General features: G+C 42.2%; 22 protein-coding genes. 9 read left to right on the top strand and 13 right to left on the bottom strand.

All coding sequences use genetic code 11. The features are described 5' to 3' along the window. Positions 1-11: 11 nt before the first annotated feature. Together ACZ481_RS00740 and ACZ481_RS00735 are read right to left on the bottom strand one after the other, a co-directional pair. The gene (locus ACZ481_RS00740) at positions 12-1,937 is read right to left on the bottom strand and encodes a serine protein kinase (protein ID WP_464768302.1); all 1,926 of its coding nucleotides are present in this window, start codon (positions 1,935-1,937) and stop codon (positions 12-14) included. 209 nt (positions 1,938-2,146) lie between these two features. Continuing rightward, positions 2,147-3,832, bottom strand: a complete 1,686-nt coding sequence (locus tag ACZ481_RS00735) for a methyl-accepting chemotaxis protein (RefSeq protein ID WP_464768301.1) — start codon at positions 3,830-3,832, stop codon at positions 2,147-2,149. A 221-nt stretch (positions 3,833-4,053) separates the two neighbouring features. Between ACZ481_RS00735 and ACZ481_RS00730 the strand changes: the two genes are divergently transcribed. After that, the gene (locus tag ACZ481_RS00730; protein WP_464768300.1) at positions 4,054-4,389 is read left to right on the top strand and encodes a L,D-transpeptidase; all 336 of its coding nucleotides are present in this window, start codon (positions 4,054-4,056) and stop codon (positions 4,387-4,389) included. Here ACZ481_RS00730 and ACZ481_RS00725 read toward each other — a convergent pair. Continuing rightward, a complete protein-coding gene (locus ACZ481_RS00725) occupies positions 4,386-4,919 on the bottom strand; it encodes a hypothetical protein (protein ID WP_464768299.1) in 534 nt (177 codons plus the stop codon). The genes ACZ481_RS00730 and ACZ481_RS00725 overlap by 4 nt on opposite strands. 141 nt (positions 4,920-5,060) lie before the next feature. Here ACZ481_RS00725 and ACZ481_RS00720 point away from each other — a divergent pair, with 141 nt between their 5' ends. Beyond that, on the top strand, positions 5,061-5,540 hold the full coding sequence (locus ACZ481_RS00720) for a YbaK/EbsC family protein (RefSeq protein WP_464768298.1): 480 nt from the start codon (positions 5,061-5,063) through the stop codon (positions 5,538-5,540). 58 nt (positions 5,541-5,598) lie between these two features. Here ACZ481_RS00720 and ACZ481_RS00715 read toward each other — a convergent pair whose 3' ends face one another. Continuing rightward, the gene (locus ACZ481_RS00715) at positions 5,599-6,594 is read right to left on the bottom strand and encodes a beta-ketoacyl-ACP synthase III (protein WP_464768297.1); all 996 of its coding nucleotides are present in this window, start codon (positions 6,592-6,594) and stop codon (positions 5,599-5,601) included. A gap of 234 nt (positions 6,595-6,828) precedes the next feature. Here ACZ481_RS00715 and ACZ481_RS00710 point away from each other — a divergent pair, with 234 nt between their 5' ends. Then, positions 6,829-7,911 carry an FUSC family protein gene (locus tag ACZ481_RS00710; protein WP_464768296.1) on the top strand — a complete coding sequence of 361 codons (1,083 nt, stop codon included), beginning with the start codon at positions 6,829-6,831 and terminating at the stop codon, positions 7,909-7,911. A gap of 56 nt (positions 7,912-7,967) precedes the next feature. Here the strand turns inward: ACZ481_RS00710 and gyrB are convergent, their stop codons facing one another. The 7 genes from gyrB to dnaA all read right to left on the bottom strand — a co-directional run bounded on the left by gyrB (position 7,968) and on the right by dnaA (position 15,350). Next, positions 7,968-9,881, bottom strand: a complete 1,914-nt coding sequence (gene gyrB / locus ACZ481_RS00705) for a DNA topoisomerase (ATP-hydrolyzing) subunit B (RefSeq protein ID WP_464768295.1) — start codon at positions 9,879-9,881, stop codon at positions 7,968-7,970. A gap of 5 nt (positions 9,882-9,886) precedes the next feature. Further along, positions 9,887-10,150 carry an extracellular matrix regulator RemB gene (remB, locus tag ACZ481_RS00700; protein ID WP_464768294.1) on the bottom strand — a complete coding sequence of 88 codons (264 nt, stop codon included), beginning with the start codon at positions 10,148-10,150 and terminating at the stop codon, positions 9,887-9,889. After that, positions 10,128-11,003: a DciA family protein gene (locus ACZ481_RS00695; RefSeq protein ID WP_464768293.1), complete on the bottom strand. Its 876-nt coding sequence runs from the start codon at positions 11,001-11,003 to the stop codon at positions 10,128-10,130. The genes remB and ACZ481_RS00695 overlap by 23 nt, the downstream gene beginning before the upstream one ends. Further along, positions 11,000-12,097: a DNA replication/repair protein RecF gene (gene recF / locus ACZ481_RS00690; RefSeq protein ID WP_464768292.1), complete on the bottom strand. Its 1,098-nt coding sequence runs from the start codon at positions 12,095-12,097 to the stop codon at positions 11,000-11,002. Before recF ends, ACZ481_RS00695 begins: the two co-directional genes overlap by 4 nt. After that, the gene (locus tag ACZ481_RS00685) at positions 12,094-12,315 is read right to left on the bottom strand and encodes an RNA-binding S4 domain-containing protein (protein WP_464768291.1); all 222 of its coding nucleotides are present in this window, start codon (positions 12,313-12,315) and stop codon (positions 12,094-12,096) included. Before ACZ481_RS00685 ends, recF begins: the two co-directional genes overlap by 4 nt. Before the next feature lie 34 nt (positions 12,316-12,349). Continuing rightward, complete coding sequence (gene dnaN / locus ACZ481_RS00680) at positions 12,350-13,480, bottom strand: DNA polymerase III subunit beta (RefSeq protein ID WP_464768290.1); 1,131 nt, start codon at positions 13,478-13,480, stop codon at positions 12,350-12,352. 280 nt (positions 13,481-13,760) lie between these two features. Then, positions 13,761-15,350 (bottom strand): chromosomal replication initiator protein DnaA, encoded by a 1,590-nt coding sequence (dnaA, locus tag ACZ481_RS00675; protein ID WP_464768289.1) that lies wholly within the window; start codon positions 15,348-15,350, stop codon positions 13,761-13,763. A gap of 508 nt (positions 15,351-15,858) precedes the next feature. Between dnaA and rpmH the strand changes: the two genes are divergently transcribed. The 5 genes from rpmH to jag all read left to right on the top strand — a co-directional run bounded on the left by rpmH (position 15,859) and on the right by jag (position 18,005). Next, entirely contained in the window at positions 15,859-15,993 is a 135-nt protein-coding gene (gene rpmH / locus ACZ481_RS00670) for a 50S ribosomal protein L34 (RefSeq protein ID WP_144352409.1), read from the top strand. A gap of 110 nt (positions 15,994-16,103) precedes the next feature. Further along, positions 16,104-16,466, top strand: coding sequence for a ribonuclease P protein component (rnpA, locus tag ACZ481_RS00665; RefSeq protein ID WP_464768288.1), 363 nt, complete (start codon positions 16,104-16,106; stop codon positions 16,464-16,466). Continuing rightward, positions 16,463-16,681 (top strand): membrane protein insertion efficiency factor YidD, encoded by a 219-nt coding sequence (gene yidD, locus ACZ481_RS00660; RefSeq protein WP_464768287.1) that lies wholly within the window; start codon positions 16,463-16,465, stop codon positions 16,679-16,681. The genes rnpA and yidD overlap by 4 nt, the downstream gene beginning before the upstream one ends. A gap of 55 nt (positions 16,682-16,736) precedes the next feature. Continuing rightward, positions 16,737-17,366 carry a YidC/Oxa1 family membrane protein insertase gene (locus ACZ481_RS00655; RefSeq protein WP_464770698.1) on the top strand — a complete coding sequence of 210 codons (630 nt, stop codon included), beginning with the start codon at positions 16,737-16,739 and terminating at the stop codon, positions 17,364-17,366. Positions 17,367-17,369: 3 nt separating this feature from the next. Beyond that, on the top strand, positions 17,370-18,005 hold the full coding sequence (gene jag, locus ACZ481_RS00650; protein ID WP_464768286.1) for an RNA-binding cell elongation regulator Jag/EloR: 636 nt from the start codon (positions 17,370-17,372) through the stop codon (positions 18,003-18,005). Positions 18,006-18,113: 108 nt separating this feature from the next. Here jag and ACZ481_RS00645 read toward each other — a convergent pair whose 3' ends face one another. Next, positions 18,114-18,860: a hypothetical protein gene (locus ACZ481_RS00645; RefSeq protein ID WP_464768285.1), complete on the bottom strand. Its 747-nt coding sequence runs from the start codon at positions 18,858-18,860 to the stop codon at positions 18,114-18,116. A 146-nt stretch (positions 18,861-19,006) separates the two neighbouring features. Between ACZ481_RS00645 and ACZ481_RS00640 the strand changes: the two genes are divergently transcribed. Further along, positions 19,007-19,774: a TSUP family transporter gene (locus ACZ481_RS00640; RefSeq protein WP_464768284.1), complete on the top strand. Its 768-nt coding sequence runs from the start codon at positions 19,007-19,009 to the stop codon at positions 19,772-19,774. A 156-nt stretch (positions 19,775-19,930) separates the two neighbouring features. On the opposite strand, the gene ACZ481_RS00635 is transcribed toward ACZ481_RS00640, so the two are convergent. Beyond that, complete coding sequence (locus tag ACZ481_RS00635) at positions 19,931-20,833, bottom strand: chemotaxis protein (RefSeq protein WP_464768283.1); 903 nt, start codon at positions 20,831-20,833, stop codon at positions 19,931-19,933. Positions 20,834-21,062: the final 229 nt, after the last annotated feature.

Raw genomic sequence — 21,062 nt, 5'->3', positions numbered from 1 at the left:
TCCGCTACCCATTAGTCCTTCCACAGATTATTAGCGGCATATTTTAAGATAACATTGCAGCAATGCGGGCAATAACCGTTGTCTTGCATGGCTTCGACCATAGCATTGAATTTGCTGTCCTGCTCTTTATCCCGCACCCTGGATTGGGTAATAATGCGGGAAAGTTCCTTCACGGAAGCTGTCAGCTTCTTTTCAATGGCTTCTTTCAGGGGTTCATAGCTTTCATATTTAATTTTTCCGCCCCCCCGCATCACGGAAAACATATAGGAAGTAACATCCTGTCTAAAGCCTTGGGCGGCTGTGCCGGTAATTCCAATCTGTTCTTCTATGGATTGTAAAAATTTAACGTCAGGTTCAAGCTCTTCCCCGGTGCTTTTATCTTTTAGTTTAGTTGCATTAACATAAGCTTCGGCATGATCAAGATAATTGTTGAACAGGCTCTCCGCTTGTTCCCGGTAGCCATGGATAAAGGCTTTGGTTACTTCTTTTTCCAGAATTTTATTGTATTCTTTTTTAACGGTGTCCTGCAGAAAGCCAAGGTATTTTTTCTTTTCGTCATCGGCAATCGCTAGTTCTTTTGTGGCTTTAACCATCGTCTCAATGACGGCAATCGGATTAATACAATTAAACTCTGATTCTGACAAGGTAGTATCAAGAGCTTTCATGATAAAGCGGGTGGAGATACCAGACATACCTTCACGTGGTGCCTCGTCCCGCAGTTCAAATATATCAATCTTTTTGGTCGATCCCTTTTCAACGATCTCATCACCATTATAGATTTTTAATTTAGTAAACGCGTCAACCTTGGCAGAGGGTGCCAGCCGGGTAAGAATAGCAAACATTGATGCGACCTCAATCGTATGCGGAGCAATATGAGCATTAAAACTGCTATTTTTTAATACCTTGCGGTATATCTTAACTTCTTCATCAAGTTCCAGGCAATAGGGAACTTCCACTTTGACAATCCGGTCAAGAATCGCTTCGTTGGTATGATCGGATTTAAATTTGTTCCATTCCGCTTCGTTGGAATGGGCCAGAATAATGCCGTCAAAATAGATCATTGCGCCTTTACCGGGAGAGGGAATTGATTTTTCCTGCGTAGCGGTAATCATGGTGTGAAGGTATTCCACATCATTTTTAAATACCTCGATAAATTCTACAACCCCTCTGTTCCCTACGTTAAAAGCGCCGTTAAGAGACAATACCCGCGGGTCATCCTCAGGATAAAGATCAAGTTTTGATATATCAACAGACCCGGACAGAACGGATGTATCCTGATTATTAGGATCGACCGGCGGCACAACGCCGATTCCTTTGCGCGAACGAATAGAGAATTCAGATGTCGTCACCGGGAATCTCTCAAACTCGCCCTGATATTCATTTTTAAGCCGGTAGCGGCAGCTAGGGCATAAGTCCCCTTCAATTCTGATTCCCAGCATTTCTTCAAACTGCGGTCTTAGGTGTTTCGGTATTAGATGAAGCGGCTCTTCCCGCATTGGGCAGTCTTTAAGAATATAGATCGGCGGGCTCATTTCCAGCGCCTGTTTTAAAGCTTCCATAATCGACGATTTCCCGGCACCAACCGGGCCGACCAGATATAAAACCTGGCGGGATTCTTCCCCTTTCATTGCCGCCGAATGGAAATAGCGCATAATTTTCATAATGCTTTTATCAATACCAAAGAATTTATTCTGAAAAAAACTGTAACGCTTTAGGGTATCATTACCATAAATTCTCTTTAACCGCGGGTTCTCTTCTGTTTGGATTGTAGCAACACCTGATTTTATAAGCAATTCGTACATTCGCTGATGAGCCAGTACCGCTACGCCGGGATTGTCTTTAAGGATTGTCAGATAATCCAGCAACGTGCCCTCAAATTTGTATTGTTTATGGTCATCCCGGTCTTGTTTGATTAATTTTTCAAAATCATAGGCCATGTTCCATGCCTCCTTTTTTGTATTTATGAGATGGAAATCCAGGTTAATATTCTAAATTTTAATATTTTATTCTATGTTATGTCATATTGGAGCAGAACCTGCTTTTTACTAATTTATTACCTTCGCAAAAAAATTGGGCCTGTCTTAATAAAAAAAAGCAGTTAATGCTTACAAATCTGCATCAACTGCTTTTTTATTTTTATTTATTGCTAATTTTTTAACTTTTCCCCCACAAATAACATGCCGATAATATTTCCCTGCCTGTCTTTGAGTGGCTCATAGTTGACGATGCACCACTGCCGCATTACCGTAGCCCGGCCAATATATTCGGTATCCCGCTCAAGTACTGCCTTTTCAATATATTTAGCCGCGGTTGTCCCAGTAGCCCGGCGGCCTGATTTTGTCGTTACGGTTGTAGCGATCCGGGTATTGCCCTGGAAAACAGTAAAAGAAGCGCCGACCTTCTGCGCAATCTCGTCAACAAGCGGATCATTATTATTTATGACTACATTGCCGGCAGACATTTGATTATTATTAATGGCTATAATTCCATGCTGCATTAATAATGCCCGGGCTTTGTCCATTTTATCTTTAATTCTTTTTTTGGTAGTCTCATCAATAGCTATAAACTGAGCTGTCATTTCCTCCATACTTTGGGCCATACCATCAAGCTCATGCGCTGATGCCGCAATTTTCTCGATTGTTGCAAAAACCTCTTCGCTGGCAGCATTTATTTCCTGACTGGCACCGGAAAATTGGCGGGCAATTGTCGTAACTTCACTAATATTCACAGCAATATTCTCAATATCAGTTGCTACTCCAGCCGTATTTTCAGCCATAAAGGTAACTTGTTCATTTAATTGCCGGCTAATCGTGATAATACGGTTTAAGGCAGCTTCAGAACCGCCGGCCATTTCTGCTCCCTTATTAGCCTTATTAAGAGCATCCTCAATCGCTGTCACTGTATCAATAGTCTCCTGGCGTACTCCCAGTACCAGGCTGGTTATTTCTTCCGCTGACTGGCGTGAGCTTTCTGCCAAGTTCCTTACTTCATCGGCAACCACGGCAAACCCCCGCCCTTGTTCACCTGCTCTGGCCGCTTCAATGGCGGCATTCAGCGCCAAAAGATTAGTCTGAGCCGCAATCGCCGTAATTACCTCCACAATCTGTCCAATCTGATTCATCCTTTCTGCCAGCCCATGGATGGCTTTAGCAGAGATATCCATCTGATTCTTAACCCCGGTCATGGTAATAATCGCTTCTTTAACCTGGCTGACACCCTCTATGGCGCTCGTATTTGCTGCTTTAGCCAGCTCAACGGTCTGGGCGGCCAGACGGTTTGTATCCTGCACTTGTACGCTGGCATGAGTTGCAGACTGGCTACATTGTTCTATATCCTGTACCTGACGGCAAGCCCCGGCAGCAATTTCACCCATATTTTCCGTAGTTTGCCGCATAGCTTCTGTGGTTTGGGTCGTATATTCGGATAAATATTTACTTGCTGCTGATACTTTGCCGCTGACCTGAGTAATTTCACCTACCAAATCCGAAATTTTTCCCATTACATTATTCGTCGTATGGGCCAATTGACCAATCTCGTCATGGGATTGAATGTATAGTTTTTTGCTTAAATCCCCGCCACCTGCGGCCATTTCTTTTAAACTTGCCAGTAATTCATGCACTGGGTTGGCTATTAATCTGGTAATAAACAGTGTCCATAGTAACAAAATCGCAGCCATAACAATAATATATGTATTAATAATTGCCTGAAACTTAACCGGAGACAGGATTCCCATCAACAGCAGGATTCCTAGCAAAGGAGCTATGCCTGTAAAAAATAGACAGAGTGCCAGCTTGCCATTAATTCCCTGTGACCATTTTAGTAATTGCGCCATTTTTATAAGTCACTCCCTTCCAAAATATTAACTACTAAATAATACCATCTAAATTTTTTAATTCTAGAAATTTCAGTAAATTCCTTCTATTTATCTTCTGCACATGTTAAAAAGTTCACATCTTATTCTTTACAACATAAGCACCTCCGTAGTGGTACTGTAGCTTTTTATCGCTGCACATCTGTCAATGACGGCATATTATAGTAACGGAGGTGATCTAATTGGCTAATTTAATTAAGATTTCTCTGTCACGGCGGACCTTAACGCTGATTAAAGATGGCAGAATAATCAAAACCTATCCTGTTGGCGTCGGCAAAGTATCTACCGCTACTCCAACAGGTAATTTTCTTATTGTAAGCAAAGTCTCCAATCCCGGCGGTCCGTTTGGCGCCATATGGATGGGGTTAAATCAGCCCCATTATGGCATCCATGGCACTAATAATCCCTCGTCCATTGGCGGGGCGGTCTCAAAGGGCTGTATCCGTATGTACAACCAGGATGCGTTAGAGCTGTCAAGAATGATCTCTGTCGGCACCCCGGTCACAATTCTTTATTAATCCTGCTCACCGTTCTCCTGAGCAGGATTGCTTGCTGTTCTAAAATTAACATCGGCCCGCAGCTGTTCAAAAAAATTGACGTTAAATTCGCCGGGAACAGTGCCATTGGTAATCCGGTAACTGTTAAAACCAATAACGACCCCATAAATAATCGCCGTACTTTTGCTTCCTTGCACAGGTATACCTCTAAACGGATTAAAATTTAGCGGTGCCACATAATAGTTAAGTATTCCGTCACTATTAACCACCAATCTGTTAGGATCAAAGCCGTCAGCTGTATATACGGCATCAGTGGGGGCTGCGGGGCGCAAGCCCCGGTCAGTCTCAAACCAGACAGTATATACCCCTAAGGGAATAAGTCCTTCGGCCGAAATGGAAATACTGCCGCCGCAATCATAACCACATATTTCACCACTGGCTGTAGCCTGAACCCAGAAACCGGCATCTACGGCGGCCGGTCTATTGACAGGCAATATATTAAAATTGAGCTGACAACAACCCTGAAATTTATCTGTTTTTCTGTCAGTCATTCTACCGCTCCCTTTCCTGGAACATTATGTTGCTGTATTATATGCCCTCTTTCAGGCAAATGCTAAAAACACTTCACATCTGTGACAAATATTGTATAATAATACATAAACTAATTATTGTTCAGCCAGGAGGAAGCGATCATGTCAGAAATATTAGGAAAAAGCGCGGCAAAAATTCAGGCAGAGCTCAATAAATACGGCCTTGAACTTAAAGTAGTAACAATGCGGGATTCTACCCGGACCTGTGTTGAAGCCGCCAATACGATTGGCTGTGAAGTAGGGCAAATCGTTAAATCTATGATTTTCCGGGGGAAAACCAGCGGTGAGCCTGTGCTGATTGTTGCTAGCGGCAATAATCGTATTAATGAAAAAAAGATGAAAGAATATCTGGGAGAAGCTGTATCCCGCCCAGATGCCAATTATGTTCAGGAAACGACCGGCTTTGCCATTGGTGGCATTCCACCGGTCGGACATATAAACAGGCTTACCTGTTTTATTGACACGGATCTGTTCCAATATAGCGAGGTTTGGGCAGCTGCCGGTACGCCATTTGCTGTATTTTGCCTTACACCCCAGCAATTAGTAACAATCACTCAGGGTAAAGTTATTGATATAAAATAAATCCCGCTGTAGATAAGTAAAATCCCGCTGGACAAGCCAGCGGGATTTATTGCCTGTATCAGGATTTGAACCATTTAATAATTGTGGCGCCCCATGTTAACCCTCCGCCAAAACCAACTAAAGCGATGACATCCCCGTTCTTTATGCGGCCGCTTTTAATGCCTTCGTCCAGTGCAAGCGGGATGGATGCCGCCGATGTATTGCCGTATTTGTCGAGATTGACAATAACCTTATCCATAGGCAAGCCTAATCGCTTGGCTGCTGACTGGATAATTCTCATGTTCGCCTGATGTGGTACAAGACAAGTAACATCTTTTGCCGTAAGCCCGGCATTGTTCAGCGCTTTATTTACCGTTTCCCCCATTACTTTAATCGCAAATTTAAAAACCTCATTACCATCCATTTGAGTATAATGGAGTCTTTGGGAGATTGTTTCCTCTGTGGCCGGCAGACGCGAGCCACCAGCGGGAACGCACAATAGGTTGCCGCCATTGCCATCTGCGCCCAAATCGATGCCAAGGATTCCGCTTCCTGGCTCTGTCTCACCTAAAACAACAGCCCCGGCGCCATCGCCAAACAGGATGGCCGTATTACGGTCCGACCAGTCGGTAATTGTCGATAAGGCTTCGGCACCAATAACTAAAACCTTTTTATAAGTGCCTGTTTTAATAAAAGAGCTGCCTGTGGCAAGTCCGTACACAAAACCTGAGCATACTGCCGTAAGATCAAAAGCAGCAGCATGATTTGCTTTAATATTGTTTTGTACTAAGCAGGCAACCGATGGGAACTGCATATCAGGAGTAACAGTGCCAACAATAATTAAATCAATCTCCTCGGCGCTAATCCCGGCATCTGCTAGTGCCTTTTCGGCCGCCTTAGTGGCTAAATCTGATGTTGCCTGCCCTCCAGACACAACATGGCGCTCCCGTATCCCGGTTCGTTCGACAATCCATTGATCTGAGGTATCAATGGTTTTTTCTAAATCAAAATTGGTAATAATTTTTTCTGGAACATATGAGCCTATCCCTAAAATTCCTACAGCTATTTCTTTCACAAAACGGGCCTCCTCATTTCATGCTTCCTATTTCTATTACCTAGCAGTGAAATTATTATACCACAATAAATTAACATATAATACCTAGAATTAGTACCTGGCTATAAAAATTATCCCAGTTCCATGAAATTTTACAAATTAAACTCGCTGCGGTTATAAAAAATTCTTATATTTGAAGGCAACATACAGTATAATCATGTTATTGGCAAAACAACTGAAAAAGAAGGTAGTAATATGAAAATTGGCGCCCGTATTATAAAAACAGGAATTGCTGTAACAATTACTATGTATATTTGCAAACTGCTCAAGCTTGAGCCTGCTTTTTTTGGCGCTGTCTCTGCCGTTATTAATATGCAGCCCTCTATTTTTCTGTCGGTAAAAACAGCTCAGGATCAAATCCTGGTACACATTCTGGGAGTAACAACCGGCCTCATCTTTGGTTACCTGATCGGAGGCAATCCAATGGTTATGGGTTTCATAACCATATTGCTAATAGCTTTACATATTAAATTTAACTTTCAAAGCAGTATAACTATGGGAATTATTGCCGCATTATTTGTCTTAAGCTCCAGCGCCGAACAATTTATTCCCCATGCCCTTGCCAGGTCATCGGTGATATTTGTCGGCTTAAGTGTAGCTATGGTTATAAATATTGTTTTGTGGCCGCCCCGCTACCAACAACAATTTAAAGAAAAACTGGAACAAACTAATAAAGAGGCTGTTTTATATTTTTGCCAGGCTATTCAGGATTATGTAAAACTGGACAATACTAAACCGTCACCATACCCGGAAAAAAAAGATTTTGTTCATAAACTTAACAAAGAAACCCGTAATTTGCTGGAATTTCTAAGCCGTGAAGGTGATTTATTACCTGCCGGTAAAGCGGGACAGCCAAACTGGTTTAGTGTTACCGAAAAATTTATTGATTATAATCAATCCCTGATCGGCAAGGCTGACAGGATATACGAACTTCTGCCGGCACGATTTGACCGGCGGCTGCAATCAGGACTGCAGCCAGTTAGACCGGAATTTCAAGAAATTCTGGAGATACTGGCAAGTGGCTGTATTACGATAACCAGAGTCAATAGCAAGTTACGATCTATCATTATTGACAGGCAACCAGCCGTACCGGAGGAAATAAGGGAAGATTACTGGGAAAAGCTTACCCAGGCAATTGAACGGTGGCAGGCAACACTGACAGGCAGTCACTATCTCCACCCTTTACTTGATGTGGCCGTAACCGCCAATGAAATCAAATGGGCCTCCCGCCAGGCTAAAAAACTGTTATATGAATGTACTGCCAGCAAAATTGACTAACAGGCCAGATGGAAAAGAAGCTGTACTTAACCGGTACAGCTTCTTTTTTCACGGCCTTAGATATCCAGATTTCTCACTTTACTGGCATTGTCCTCAATAAATCTTCTTCGCGGTTCTACTTTATCACCCATAAGTACTGAAAAAATTTCATCGGCAGCAATGGCATCATCAAGGTCAACTCTGAGAATAGTTCTGGTCTCAGGATTCATAGTTGTTTCCCATAATTGCTCAGGATTCATCTCACCTAACCCTTTGTATCGCTGCACATTAATACCGTCCCGGCCAATTCGGGCCAGCAAATTATCCATTTCGGCATCACTGTAAAGATACCAGCTTTCCCGTCCCTTTTTGACGAGATATAGTGGCGGCTGGGCAATGTATACATGCCCGCTTTGGATTAATGGCTGCATATGGCGATAGAAGAAGGTCAACAATAAAGTACGAATATGTGAGCCGTCAACATCAGCGTCTGTCATAATAATAATTTTACCATAGCGTCGCTTTTCAATGTCAAATTCTTCACCAATGCCATTGCCAAAGGCGGTAATCATCGCCCTGATTTCTTCATTGTTAAGGATTTTATCCATCCGTGCTTTTTCTACATTCAGGATTTTTCCCCGTAATGGCAGAATAGCCTGGAACCGCCGGTCCCGTCCCTGTTTGGCCGAGCCGCCGGCGCTGTCACCTTCCACCAGATAGATCTCTGTTTGATCAGGATCTTTAATTGAGCAATCAGCCAGTTTTCCAGGTAATGAACTTGATTCAAGCGCACTTTTACGCCTGGTTAATTCACGCGCTTTCCGGGCAGCCTCACGGGCCCGGGAAGCGGTAACCGATTTTTCAATAATTTTTTTGGTCACAGCCGGGTTTTCCTCAAAAAACTCATTGAGACCTTCCGATACAATACTGTCAATAATCCCTCTGACTTCACTATTGCCCAGCTTAGTCTTGGTTTGTCCCTCAAACTGCGGCTCCTGAATCTTTACGCTGATAACAGCTGTCAAACCCTCACGGACATCTTCCCCACTGAGATTTTCGTCGTTATCCTTAAGAACATTGAATTTACGGGCAAAATCATTAATTGTCCTGGTCAGGGCAATTTTAAAGCCGCTTAAATGGGTTCCACCTTCCTGAGTATTTATATTATTGACAAAAGAATAGATACTCTCAACATAGCCGTCGTTGTATTGAATAGCAATCTCCGCCAGGGTAGTGTCTTTTGCGCCATTTAAGTAAATTGGTTTATGCACAATATCGCGGCTTTTATTTAAATGCTCGACGAAAGAGGTGATCCCGCCCTCATAATAAAACTCTTTCTTGACTTCAGTCCTTTCATCGGCCAGGGTGATAGTCAATGTTCTGTTAAGAAAAGCCAGTTCCCGTAAACGATTTTTTAGTGTTTCGAAACTATATTCGGTTTCCTCAAAAATCTCCCTGTCAGGTTTGAAGCAAACTTTAGTACCAGTCTCGCTGGTTTCACCGATGATTGTAAGGTCCTGTACAGTAATTCCCCGTTCAAAACGGATAAAATGGATTTTTCCATCTCTTTTTACTTCCACGTCCATCCACTCTGACAGTGCATTTACTACCGACACGCCAACACCGTGGAGCCCCCCGGAAACTTTATAGCCTTCGCCGCCGAACTTGCCGCCGGCATGCAATATGGTAAGCACAACTTCAACAGCCGGTCTGCCGGTTTCGTGCATATCAACCGGAATACCACGGCCATTGTCAGTAACGGTAATACTATTATCCTTATGTATGGTTACCTCAACCCTGTTGCAAAATCCCGCTAAGGCTTCATCGATACTATTATCGACTACCTCGTACACCAAATGGTGAAGCCCCTTGGACGATGTACTGCCGATATACATGCCAGGGCGTTTACGAACGGCTTCTAGGCCTTCCAGGACTTGAATCTGCTGAGCACCGTAATTGCCGTTAACTGTTGTATCATTCATATCTGCCATAATATTTAACCCCCGTATTCCTCATCTCCGACCGGTAAATGACCAGCTCTTTTTTTAAGTGTTTGTGATGATATAGCTGAAAGATACACAATTTGGTCGGTTATAATAAAACTTTTTGCACTATTATCAGATATATCAATAACTTTATTCATAGATCTGATCTTTTTTAGATATTGTTCTGTCGCAGTTGAGCTGGATATCTTTAAATCAAAAATAGCAATTACATTACGTAAAGGAATAGCTGTATCAGCGCCCAGGTGCAGAAACATATTTTTTCCTCCTGACTTTTTCCGCAAGTCGCACTTTAATTTTTCCAATTACTGTATCAATTGTGCTTTGATTTATCCGATCTGGTGTAATGCCTGTCATCAACATAACTAAGACAGCCTCATTCAGCTTGTCCCAGCCTGGTGCAAACAAGGCCCGGATTAGTTTATGCACCAACCCTTTTTTCGCGGTATGAAACTCCCGCGGACTGCAGGCAACAAACTGGCAGGTATCGTGATAACTAAGCCAGGGAGCCTCTTTTAACAGTTGAATGAGCGACCGGTTTTTTTCCTGTTTACGTTCAATACTACAGGCTGTACAAAAATCCTGGGCTGGAGGCAATAAGACACTACAGTTTTTACAAGCCTTCCAGCCTGCTTTTTGTTTTGCTTTAGTAATGGCGGTCTGCTTGACTAATATATAATAACATTTTTTCCGGAGACTTTGGTCCTGAATAATATCTGTTTTTTTCCAAATATCGGCTAATTCATCAGTAGTAAGTTTTATTGGCTGTAAAATAGTAATATTTTCCCCATCGTCTTGTTGATTCTGGTATTTTTTTAAATCTCCTGCCTGAAATCTAATATCAAAAATTAGTTTTTCATTTAAAAATTTATTAATTTTGTCCACAATTTCCGGTTTAAGCATCATTAAATGATGACTCCATACAGAATTATTAACAGCCAAAAACAGTATGTTCCGTTCCACCGAAATCGGCCAGGAGTGGCTGGATATTTCTTCACCCACAATCTCCTGCCAATGGACAATTACCGACTGGGCATTATATTTTTTGGTCAGTCCCATTGATTTAAGCGTAGCCGGTAATACATCTTTAAGCCTAAACAATGCTATCACTCCGTTACTGTACCGCCTGCAACCCGGTAAAATTTTCCTAGTTTTGCTTCAGAAAAATATTGTTCATCAGCAGCAGTGATAAAGGTCTGAACACGTTCCCTGATAAATAAGAGTAACTCAGAACGGCGCCCGGCGTCAAGTTCGCTCATGACATCATCCAATAATAGGATAGGATATTCTCCTGTTTCTGATTTTATAAACTCTAATTCGGCTAGTTTTAGAGCTAATACGCCTGTGCGTTGTTGCCCCTGAGAACCGAAGTTACGCATATTTTTGCCATTGACTGAAAAAATCAAATCATCCCGGTGGGGGCCAATAGCCGTGCTCCCGCTGATAATATCCTGCTTACGCTGACGACTTAGCTGTTCATGATACCAGCCGCTTAAATCTTTAGTTTTATCCTGGTCTGAGCCATTTAAAAAATAAGCCACTGTTAAGTTTTCACGGCTGGCAGTAATTTTGCGGTGATGGAGATTAGCCAGCATTGTCAGCTTTTTAACTGATTCCAAGCGTTTTTTGATGATAACGGCAGCGGCGCAGGCTAATTGTTCATCCCAAGGATAGAGCATATCACTGCTTGCTTTTCCTTCGCGGATTTTTTTTAGCAGGTTATTCCGCTGACCAAGTATCCGGTTATAACTTAATAGCTGCCGATAGTATGCCGGGTTGGCCTGAGAAATCTCATTATCCAAAAAGCGCCGACGTAAAGCCGGCGCTCCTTTTATTAGCAACAAATCTTCTGGCGAAAATAGTATGGCATTGAGTGAGCCGACCAGCTCTCGTGCCGGTAAGGGGTAACTATTGTATAGTATCTCCTTATTTTGGGCGGTTATAAGCTTTATTTTCAAAGAGTTTTCCATATCCTGCCTGGTAAAAAAAACCTCAATGGCAGCGGCAGACTGTTCCCAGCGAATTAATTCCTGATCCGTATTGGTACGGTGAGAACGGCCCATTGCTGAAAAATACAAAGCCTCTAATAAATTAGTTTTTCCCTGGGCATTTTTCCCGACAAAGATATTAACATTTGCCGTAAAATCAATATTTATGTTTACATAATTACGGAAATTACGCAGTAAAAGCCGATTTACTCTCATACCTCACCTGTAACTATCCTCCAACTGCCAATATCATTAATAGCAATGATGTCCCCAGGCCGAACTTTTTTGCGGCGTTCAGTGACAATAGTACCGTTAAGAGTAATCATCCGGTTCTCAATAAAAGGTTTGATGTGAGCACCATTATCAATGATACCTGCCCATTTCAGCAGTTGATCTATATTTATTTCCGGGGTATGTATTTCGATTTCATCCATGAAAATTCCTCCGTGGCTACTCTTTTTTCCACAATTAGCTTGTGCGTACCGGAGTGATAATATAGGTATAATTTTCATCATTGACAGGTTTTATACTAGCCGGGCTAAGCGGTGTATTTAAGGAAAAATGCAGTTCCGGAGTACCGATATTTTTTAAAATATCAGTTACATATTTCGCATTAAAGGCGATAGTTATCTCCGTGCCGGCGGTAGTAACAGGCACTGTTTCATACGCTTTGCCGACATCAGGATTATTAGAGGTAATAATAACCTGATCAGGATTAAACTGAAATTTAATGACATTGTATTCGCCGTCTTTGGCCATTAGCGAAACACGTTCAACAGCATCCATAAACAAGGCTGTATTGATTGAGGCTACTGTGCCAAATTGGGGAGGTATGACCCGGTTATAGTCCGGATATTGCCCTTCAATAATTCTTGATTCCAAATAGACATTTTCAAAACGAAAAGCCACCCTGTTTTTCTCCCAGCAGATATTTACATCAACCGGAAGCTCGGACGACAACAAACGGGCTAATTCATTAAGAACCTTAGAGGGGATTACAATTTTCAGAGGGTTGTAGCTGCTATTAGTTGTTTCCAGCTGACTCTTTTTTAATGCTAGCCGGTGTGTGTTGGTAGCGACCATCCGTACATCAGATTCTGTTGCTTCCAATAATGCGCCGGTGAAGATCGGCCGGCTTTCTTCTGTTGCACAAGCAAAGACTGTCCTTTTGATTAAATCGCGCAATAAATTATCTTTAATGAGCAATGAATTTTCAGGGACTGAATTGTCAAATAATGGTTTTAATACCGGAAATTCTTCTGCCGGCAGACTTAAAAGATTAAATTGAGAAGTACCTGCTGTTATTTTTATTGTCCGGTCTTCAGCGGATGATGCTATTTCGACCGTCTCACCTGGCAGTTTTTTAACCAGCTCCTGAAAATAGCGGCAAGACAAGACAATTTGACCAGGGATTTCAACTTGCGCATCAATAGCACAGCTGATGCCGATTTCGTAGTCAGTTGCTTGCAACTCAAGTTTATTGTTTTGGGCTGATATATATATGCCGGATAAGATAGGGAGTGTCGCTTTTGCCGTTACAGCTTTTTGGACAGTTTGCACTGCATGGTTGAGCAGGTCTTTAGCACAGGTTATTTTCATGGGAAGGCCTCCTTGCATATTGTCGATCAGTAAAAAATTTATTTTAGGTTGTAATATTATTATTATTTAACGCATATATTAATAGAATAGCCGTAATAGTAGTAGGGGCTGTTGATATGTTGATAAATAGGGCGAATGTTGATGGTATAAGAAATGATACTGTTTATAATATGTCGATAAGTGTTATACCGGTTATCAACATATTAACAGGTAAATTGCTGAATAAAGTTATTAACATTTTGTGTACAGGATAAACGAGTGGTTATACACAGGTTTATACCTAGGCTTCAATACGTTTAATCAATTCCTTGAGGGTATTGTTGAGTTTGGCATCCATATTCTTTTCACGGCTTATTTTATCATGGGCATGGATAACTGTCGTATGATCCCTGCCGCCGAATATTTCGCCGATCTTAGGCAAAGATGTTTCGGTTAGTTCACGGCAAAGATACATTGCAATTTGCCGGGGATAGGCCACATTGCGGGTACGTTTTTTGGCTGACATATCCTCTAATTTAAGTTTAAAATGGCTGGCAACAATGTCCTGGATAAGCTCTGCCGTGACTTGTTTGGGACGTCCATTGGGAAAAATGTCTTTAAGGGCTTCGGTTGCCAGATCAATGTCAATTGGCTGGTTGTTGAGCGAAGCATAGGCAATAACCCTGATCAGGGCACCTTCCAGCTCGCGGATATTGTTTTCGATTCTGCTGGCAATATATACAACAACTTCATTGGGAACGTTAAGGCTTTCCATCATTGCTTTTTTCCGCAGGACGGCAATCCTTGTCTCAAGATCGGGAGTCTGAATATCTGTAATCAGTCCCCATTCAAAGCGGGATCTGAGCCTGTCTTCCAGGGTTTGAATCTCACGCGGCGGCCGGTCGCTGGAGATGATAATTTGTTTATTTGCTTCGTGTAAGGTATTAAAAGTATGGAAAAATTCTTCCTGCGTATGTTCTTTTTTGGATAAGAACTGAATATCGTCAACGAGCAGGACATCGATATTTCGGTATCTTTGCCGGAAGTTTTCTGGATTGCCGCTGATAATAGAGTTGATCAGTTCATTAGTAAATTTTTCGCTTGATATGTACACAACTTTCATGTTGGGATTGTTCTCTTTAATACGATGACCAATCGCATGCATGAGATGGGTTTTGCCAAGTCCCACGCCGCCATAAATAAAGAAGGGATTGTAGACCTGGGCGGGTGCTTCGGAAACGGCTAAGGAGGCAGCATGGGCTAATCTGTTGGAATTGCCGATAACAAAGGTGGAAAATACGTATTTGGGATTTAGAATAAATTCATCGGCCGGGGGAAGATTGTAAAGCTGCTGATTGCGGGCAGTTCTTTTGTCCTGTTGGCTTGCTGCCGGGGGAGAGGGGACCGGCGCTGTTATTTGGGACGGCGGCAGCGTGGCTGCTGCTTCAGGAATATCACTGATATCGTCAAGGTATTTGAGGAAATCATCCTGGGGAATATCAGGGTGAACATCTGGTGTTTCCGATGCCGGTTTGTATGTGTCCTGTATGTCTGCGGCAATAATAGATTCAATGTTAATATCGCTGATAATGTCGTTTTCAGCCTCTTCTACGGCTGTAAGTAAGGGGCTGTCTTCAAGGCCTTCCATTTCGATATCCATATTGATCAGGACAATTTCAAAATCTTTATTAGCGGCAGCTTTTAAGGCAGCCTTAATAACAGGAAGATAGCGGCTTTCCAGCCATTCCTTGACAAATAGTTTAGGAGTGCCGATTTCTATAACCGTATCATTAATTGATAATGGTATCGTTGATTTGATCCATGTTTCAAAAAGCGGCTTAATGAAAGCTTTTTTCATATGCACCAGGGCCTGCTGCCAAATGTTTGCCATATAAGCGGTATCCGCGCTCATTTTAGCTAATCAGTCCTTTCCTACAATGTTTTCCACAAAATATACGGACAATTAACATAAGTTATCCACAAAGATATCAACAATTGTGTATAAGTTTTATTCAGCTAGTGTTTAAGGCGAAAAAAAAATACAACGGCGGGACATAATAATCCCGCAACCGTGTATTATCAAGTTATAAGACTTTGTGGACAAGTCTGTGAATAAGTCATGATTTTTGTGGATAAGTCATAAAAAATGTATATAAATCAACATTATCCCAAGCGGGTGTTGATAACTGCATAATTTATATTAACAAATCACGTGACAGTTATCAACAAGATATTTTCGACTGTAGCCAAAAAAGTTATATTTTATCCACAGAACAATTAATTTGTCAGCGCCAATATTCTTGACATGTTGCCTTGCGCTGGTCTATAATCTAAGCTAGTGAAATTTTGTGGATTTCAGTATCTTGTTTGTCTCCGCTTGATATAAGGAGGTGTTAGAGATGAAACGTACTTACCAACCAAATACGCTATGGAAGAAAAGAACTCATGGTTTTCGTGAGCGTATGTCGTCCCAAGGCGGCCGGCTCGTAATCAAAAGAAGACGGGCCAGAGGCAGAAAAAAATTGTCAGCATAAAGTAGGCCGCTTTCGTGGCCTATTTTTTCCATCAGATGGGGATGCTTATAACAGTATTCTATTAATTATGAGCATCTCCAAAAAATAATTATAGAAACCGGATGATTACAATGGTCAAAAGGTTTACTCTGCCTAAATGCGGCAGGCTTTGTCAAAATAAAAGCTTTCAGACAGTATACCGGTCTGGCAAGTCCTATGCCAATAAATTTCTTGTGTTGTATGTTTTGCCAAATCGTTCTGGTAAACGCCGGATTGGTTTTGCTGCCGGCAAGCGTTTAGGATCCGCTGTTGTTCGCAATCGGTTAAAACGCTTGTTAAGAGAAGCTTATCGACTTCATCAAAGTGAGCTAATGAATGGAGTTGATTTGATTCTTGTTGCCCGCCAGCCTTTGGTTAAAGCTGGACTGGCCCAAACGACAAAGGCTTTTCTGGACTTATGTTCCAAAGCTAAGTTGGGGACGGAAAAATTATGAAAAAAATTATTACCTGCTTTATTATCGGTGTTATAAAGTTTTACCGGTTATTTTTGTCGCCGTTAAAACCGCCTAGCTGCCGGTTTGTGCCTACATGCTCTGAGTATGCGCTAACAGCTATTGAAAAGTATGGGGTTGCCCGCGGTTCATTGATGGCTATCCGGCGTATTTTGCGTTGCCATCCGTTTAATCCCGGCGGGTATGATCCTGTTTAAATAAACAGCCAATTATTTGCAGGAGGGAAATTTTTTGGATTTTTTAAGCAATATTATGCAAACTGCATTGACTTTCTTTTATAATTTGACAATAAGCTTTGGCTTTCCTAATTATGGGGTTGCGATTATTTTACTAACTATCGCAATTAAAGCGCTGATGTATCCGCTGACTGTCAAGCAGGTAAAGTCAATGAAAGCGATGCAGGACATTCAGCCGAAAATGAAAGAGTTACAGGAAAAATACAAAGGTAATCCGGAAAAGCTTAATAAGGAACTGGCTAATTTATATAAAGAAGCAGGGGTAAACCCTTTGGCAGGTTGTTTGCCGCTGCTTGTGCAAATGCCGTTCTTAATTGCGATTTTTTTCGCTATCCGCGATTATCAATATGCACAGCTGCCGCCCAGTTTTTTGTGGATGACGGATTTGGCTCAGCCTGATCCAACCTATATATTACCTGTATTATCGGCCCTCACAACCTATATTCAGCAAAAGCAGACAACAACAGAGATGACTCAGCAAAATAAAATGATGCTGATTTTTATGCCCATATTTATTGGCTACATCAGTTTGACTTTCCCGGCTGGTTTGGTACTCTACTGGGTAGTAAGCAATATGTTCCAGATTGGTCAGCAGTGGTTTATGTATCGTAATAATGCGCCGGTTGCTCGTGAGGAGGCACGTTAATTTATGAACGGTAAGCTTACATGTACTGAAAAGACTGGTAAAACAATTGAGGAAGCCATTGAATTGGCTCTGGCCGAGCTAGGAGTAAGCCGTGACCGGGTTGACCATGAGGTACTGGAAGTACCGAACAAGGGATTGTTTGGTTTTATCGGTTCTAAGCTTGCTAAAGTAAGAGTGTCTATTCGTCCGATTGATCCGGTGGCAGAGGCGAAGCAGTTTTTAAGCTCGGTATTTAAGACGATGAAGATTAATGTTACTATGGAGAACGTGGACAATGAGGATCATGTGGTCATTAATCTCAGGGGCGAAGATTTGGGCATCTTGATTGGTAAGCACGGCCAAACGCTTGATGCTTTGCAATACCTGACTAATCTTGCCGCCAATCGTGACGCTGATGAGCGCAGCCGCATTGTGCTTGATGTGGAAGACTACCGTAAGCGCAGGGCGGAAACACTTTCCCGTCTGGCTATGCGTCTGGCTGATAAGGTTAAGCGGCGGGGTGAGCGGGTAGTCCTTGAACCTATGAGTCCGCAGGAACGCAAAATCATTCATATGACTCTCCAGAGTGACAATCGGATTGTTACATATAGTGAAGGCGATGAACCCTATCGCAAAGTGGTTATTACTTTAAAAAGATAAACAATAAAGCCGGGGCCTGTGCCCCGGCTTTATTGTTTATGCGATTGCCGCTTATTTTGCCGTATTGCGGTGTTTGCTGGGTGAGCTGTAGATAAAGTTTCAATGCCTTTAAGCAATAATTGTCCGCTCATAGGGCTGCCCACAGTGGCAAAGGGTTTCCGGAGGAGCGGTGTCTGCGTAATCCTCTGACAGGAAACCGCAACCGGGGCAGGTTGTTTTAATTTTTGTTAAATAGCATTTAGCTGCTTTGGCTTTACGGATGGCTGTTTCAGCAGCGTGCAGGGACTCGGCCTGGATTGCGAAGGAATTGGACTGACAACCGTTTGGATCGCAGTAGTTTATTATCAAATTATTACCTGGCGGCACAACCGGGAAACCGGTAATGTGAGTATAGGGAATGATAAGCCAGCGGCGGTCCGTATCGCCTGCTGGTTTATCAACAAAATAGATAGCATGGCTGGATATGACCAATGCCCCGTTTTCATCTAAAAATTTTGCCGGCACAATCAAATGTATTGTTTCACCTAACCAGAGCTTGGGGGGGACAGGGGATAATAATGACTGTAAATCAGGGGTTAATGCTGAAAAATCGGGATAAATTTTTTCTAAAGGTAAGGGTGAGGGAACATCGCCAGGGGTAATCGTGATGGCGGCCTTTTCGGTTGTAAATATTGGCAGTATCGCCAGTATATTGCTAACTTTGCCCTTATATATTATAACAGACGGCATCTGGTCAATTGCCATTTTTATGGCTAGTTTTCCGCGCAATAAGACACTTTCCAGCTGCTGTCCCAGTTTTTCCCGCCGGGAGCATCCTTTGAGGATCAGGCTATAATATTTGTGTTCACAAACCATACAGGCACCTCACTTTCACTCCATATTGTACACTGCTGGGAATTTATTGACAATATAAGAAAGTAAAAAAAGACTTGATTTATAAATCAGTTAAGGTTTATGATGAATTTATTGGTTTTGGCGCTCAGTACATAGGAGATGTTAATTTGGAATCAATTAGTCCGGAAATTATTTTATTTTTACTTATTGCGGGATTTATTGCTGCCTTTATTGATTCGGTTGTAGGCGGCGGCGGCTTAATCTCGCTGCCAGCGCTGTTGTTTACCGGCCTGCCGCCGAGTGTGGTGTTAGGCACTAATAAGCTTGCCAGCTCGTTATGCTCCATGACAAGCACCATTTCTTTTTTGCGATCAGGCAAGATTGATTGCCGCCTGGTAGCCTGGCTGTTTCCTTTATCCTTTATCGGCTCTGTTCTGGGCGCTTATACGGTTCGTCACATTCCACCGGAGTTTTTAAAGCCTCTGGTAGTTTTGCTGTTAATTGTTGTGGCTGTTTATACTGTTTTAAAAAAAGACTGGGGTGCAGAATCAACGTATCAGGGGCTTACTCTGAAAACAAAATCAATTATTGCCCTGGCGGTGTTTGGGATTGGTTTTTATGACGGCTTTTTTGGTCCCGGAGCCGGTTCATTTTTCATTTTTTCATTTTTAATGCTGGGTTTTGATTTTGTTGTGGCGGCCGGCAATGCTAAAGTAATGAACTTTGCCAGTAATATTGCTGCTGTGATAACATTTATATATCTTGATTCAGTGAATTTTTATTATGGTTTTATTATGGGCGGGGCCATGATTGGCGGGGCCATTGCCGGTTCAAGGGTTGCGATTAAAAGCGGTACTTCCTATGTGCGCCCATTATTTATCGGCATGACCAGCCTGCTTATTGGCAAGCAATTATGGGATTTGGTAATGAAATAGAGGCGCTTGGGTGGATAAAAAAATCGACTACCTGCGGGGTAGCCGATTTTTTCACATGATCAGAAAGTATACGGTTTCTGATCATGAGTACGAATGACTCTTATCTGGAAAGAACGGCCGGCGACCGCTTTGCGTCCGGAGTGCGCAAATGTTCCTTTATAGAATGAATTTATCAACAAGGTCAATTAATTGGCTGATTTCAGGTTTTGAGACCTGCCCGTTAGCCCCGATTGACTGGCCTTTGATTCGCATCTCTTCGTTAATGAGGGAGGAAAAAATCAGGACAGGCAAATGTTTTAATTTATCATTTTCTTTGATACGTTTGGTGAGATGATGGCCGTCCATTTGGGGCATTTCAATGTCTGTTATTATTAATTGAACTTTGCTTTCAATCGCTTCACTGGCAGCAGCTAATTGCTCAATTCTTTGCCAGGCATCCAGACCATTTTCTGCCAGGATAATATTGGCATAACCGGCTTTATGAAGGGTGCCTAATAATAAATCCCGGAGCAGTTTTGAATCCTCAGCCACTAAAATCGTTTTATTTTTACGAATTTCCGTTATATCGGCCGACTGTTCGGTAACTTCATTAAATTTTTGATTCATTTCGGGGTTTATCTCGGCTACTATTTTTTCAAAATCAAGCAGGACCACCATCTTATCGGCCATTTTTATAATGCCGACAACCATTTCTGAGTTGGCAATATGGGGAGGCGGTTCCATGGCTGCCCAGGAAATCCGGTGAATCCGGGATACTTCATCGACGAGGAAGGCCACATAGTAGTTGTTAAGCTCACTTACAATAATTTTGGGTGCGGTTGTAGTAGATTGGCTGTTCAGGCAGCGGGGGAGATTAATCAACGGCATAACCCGGCCGCGCAGGGTAAAAATACCATCTACCCATGGATGGACATTTGGCATTTTTGTGACAGGCAGGGGGTTGATCACTTCTCTGACTTTAGCCACATTAATGCCGTAGCTGACCGGGCCTATTGAGAATTCAACTATTTCAAATTCATTTGTGCCAGTTTCCAGTAAAATGCCTTTTTTTTCAGACATTGCCAGCCCTTCTTTCTTTTTTCGATAACGACAAATATAGACATTTTTCAATTACCTATTTATTTCTATCTTAGAGATCTTTTACCTGCTAGTAACTTCTCTGTAAGAATAATTTTACTGTGTATTTTCTTTATTTACTGTAAATAATATATTAATTATTGCCTTGCAGGAAAAGGGAAAGGTATAGGGAATAATATTACCTTTACCGGTTTATTTTCGGTTAACTGAT

Source organism: Sporomusa intestinalis (assembly GCF_055383785.1).
This window is presented reverse-complemented; position numbering and strand designations above follow the sequence as displayed.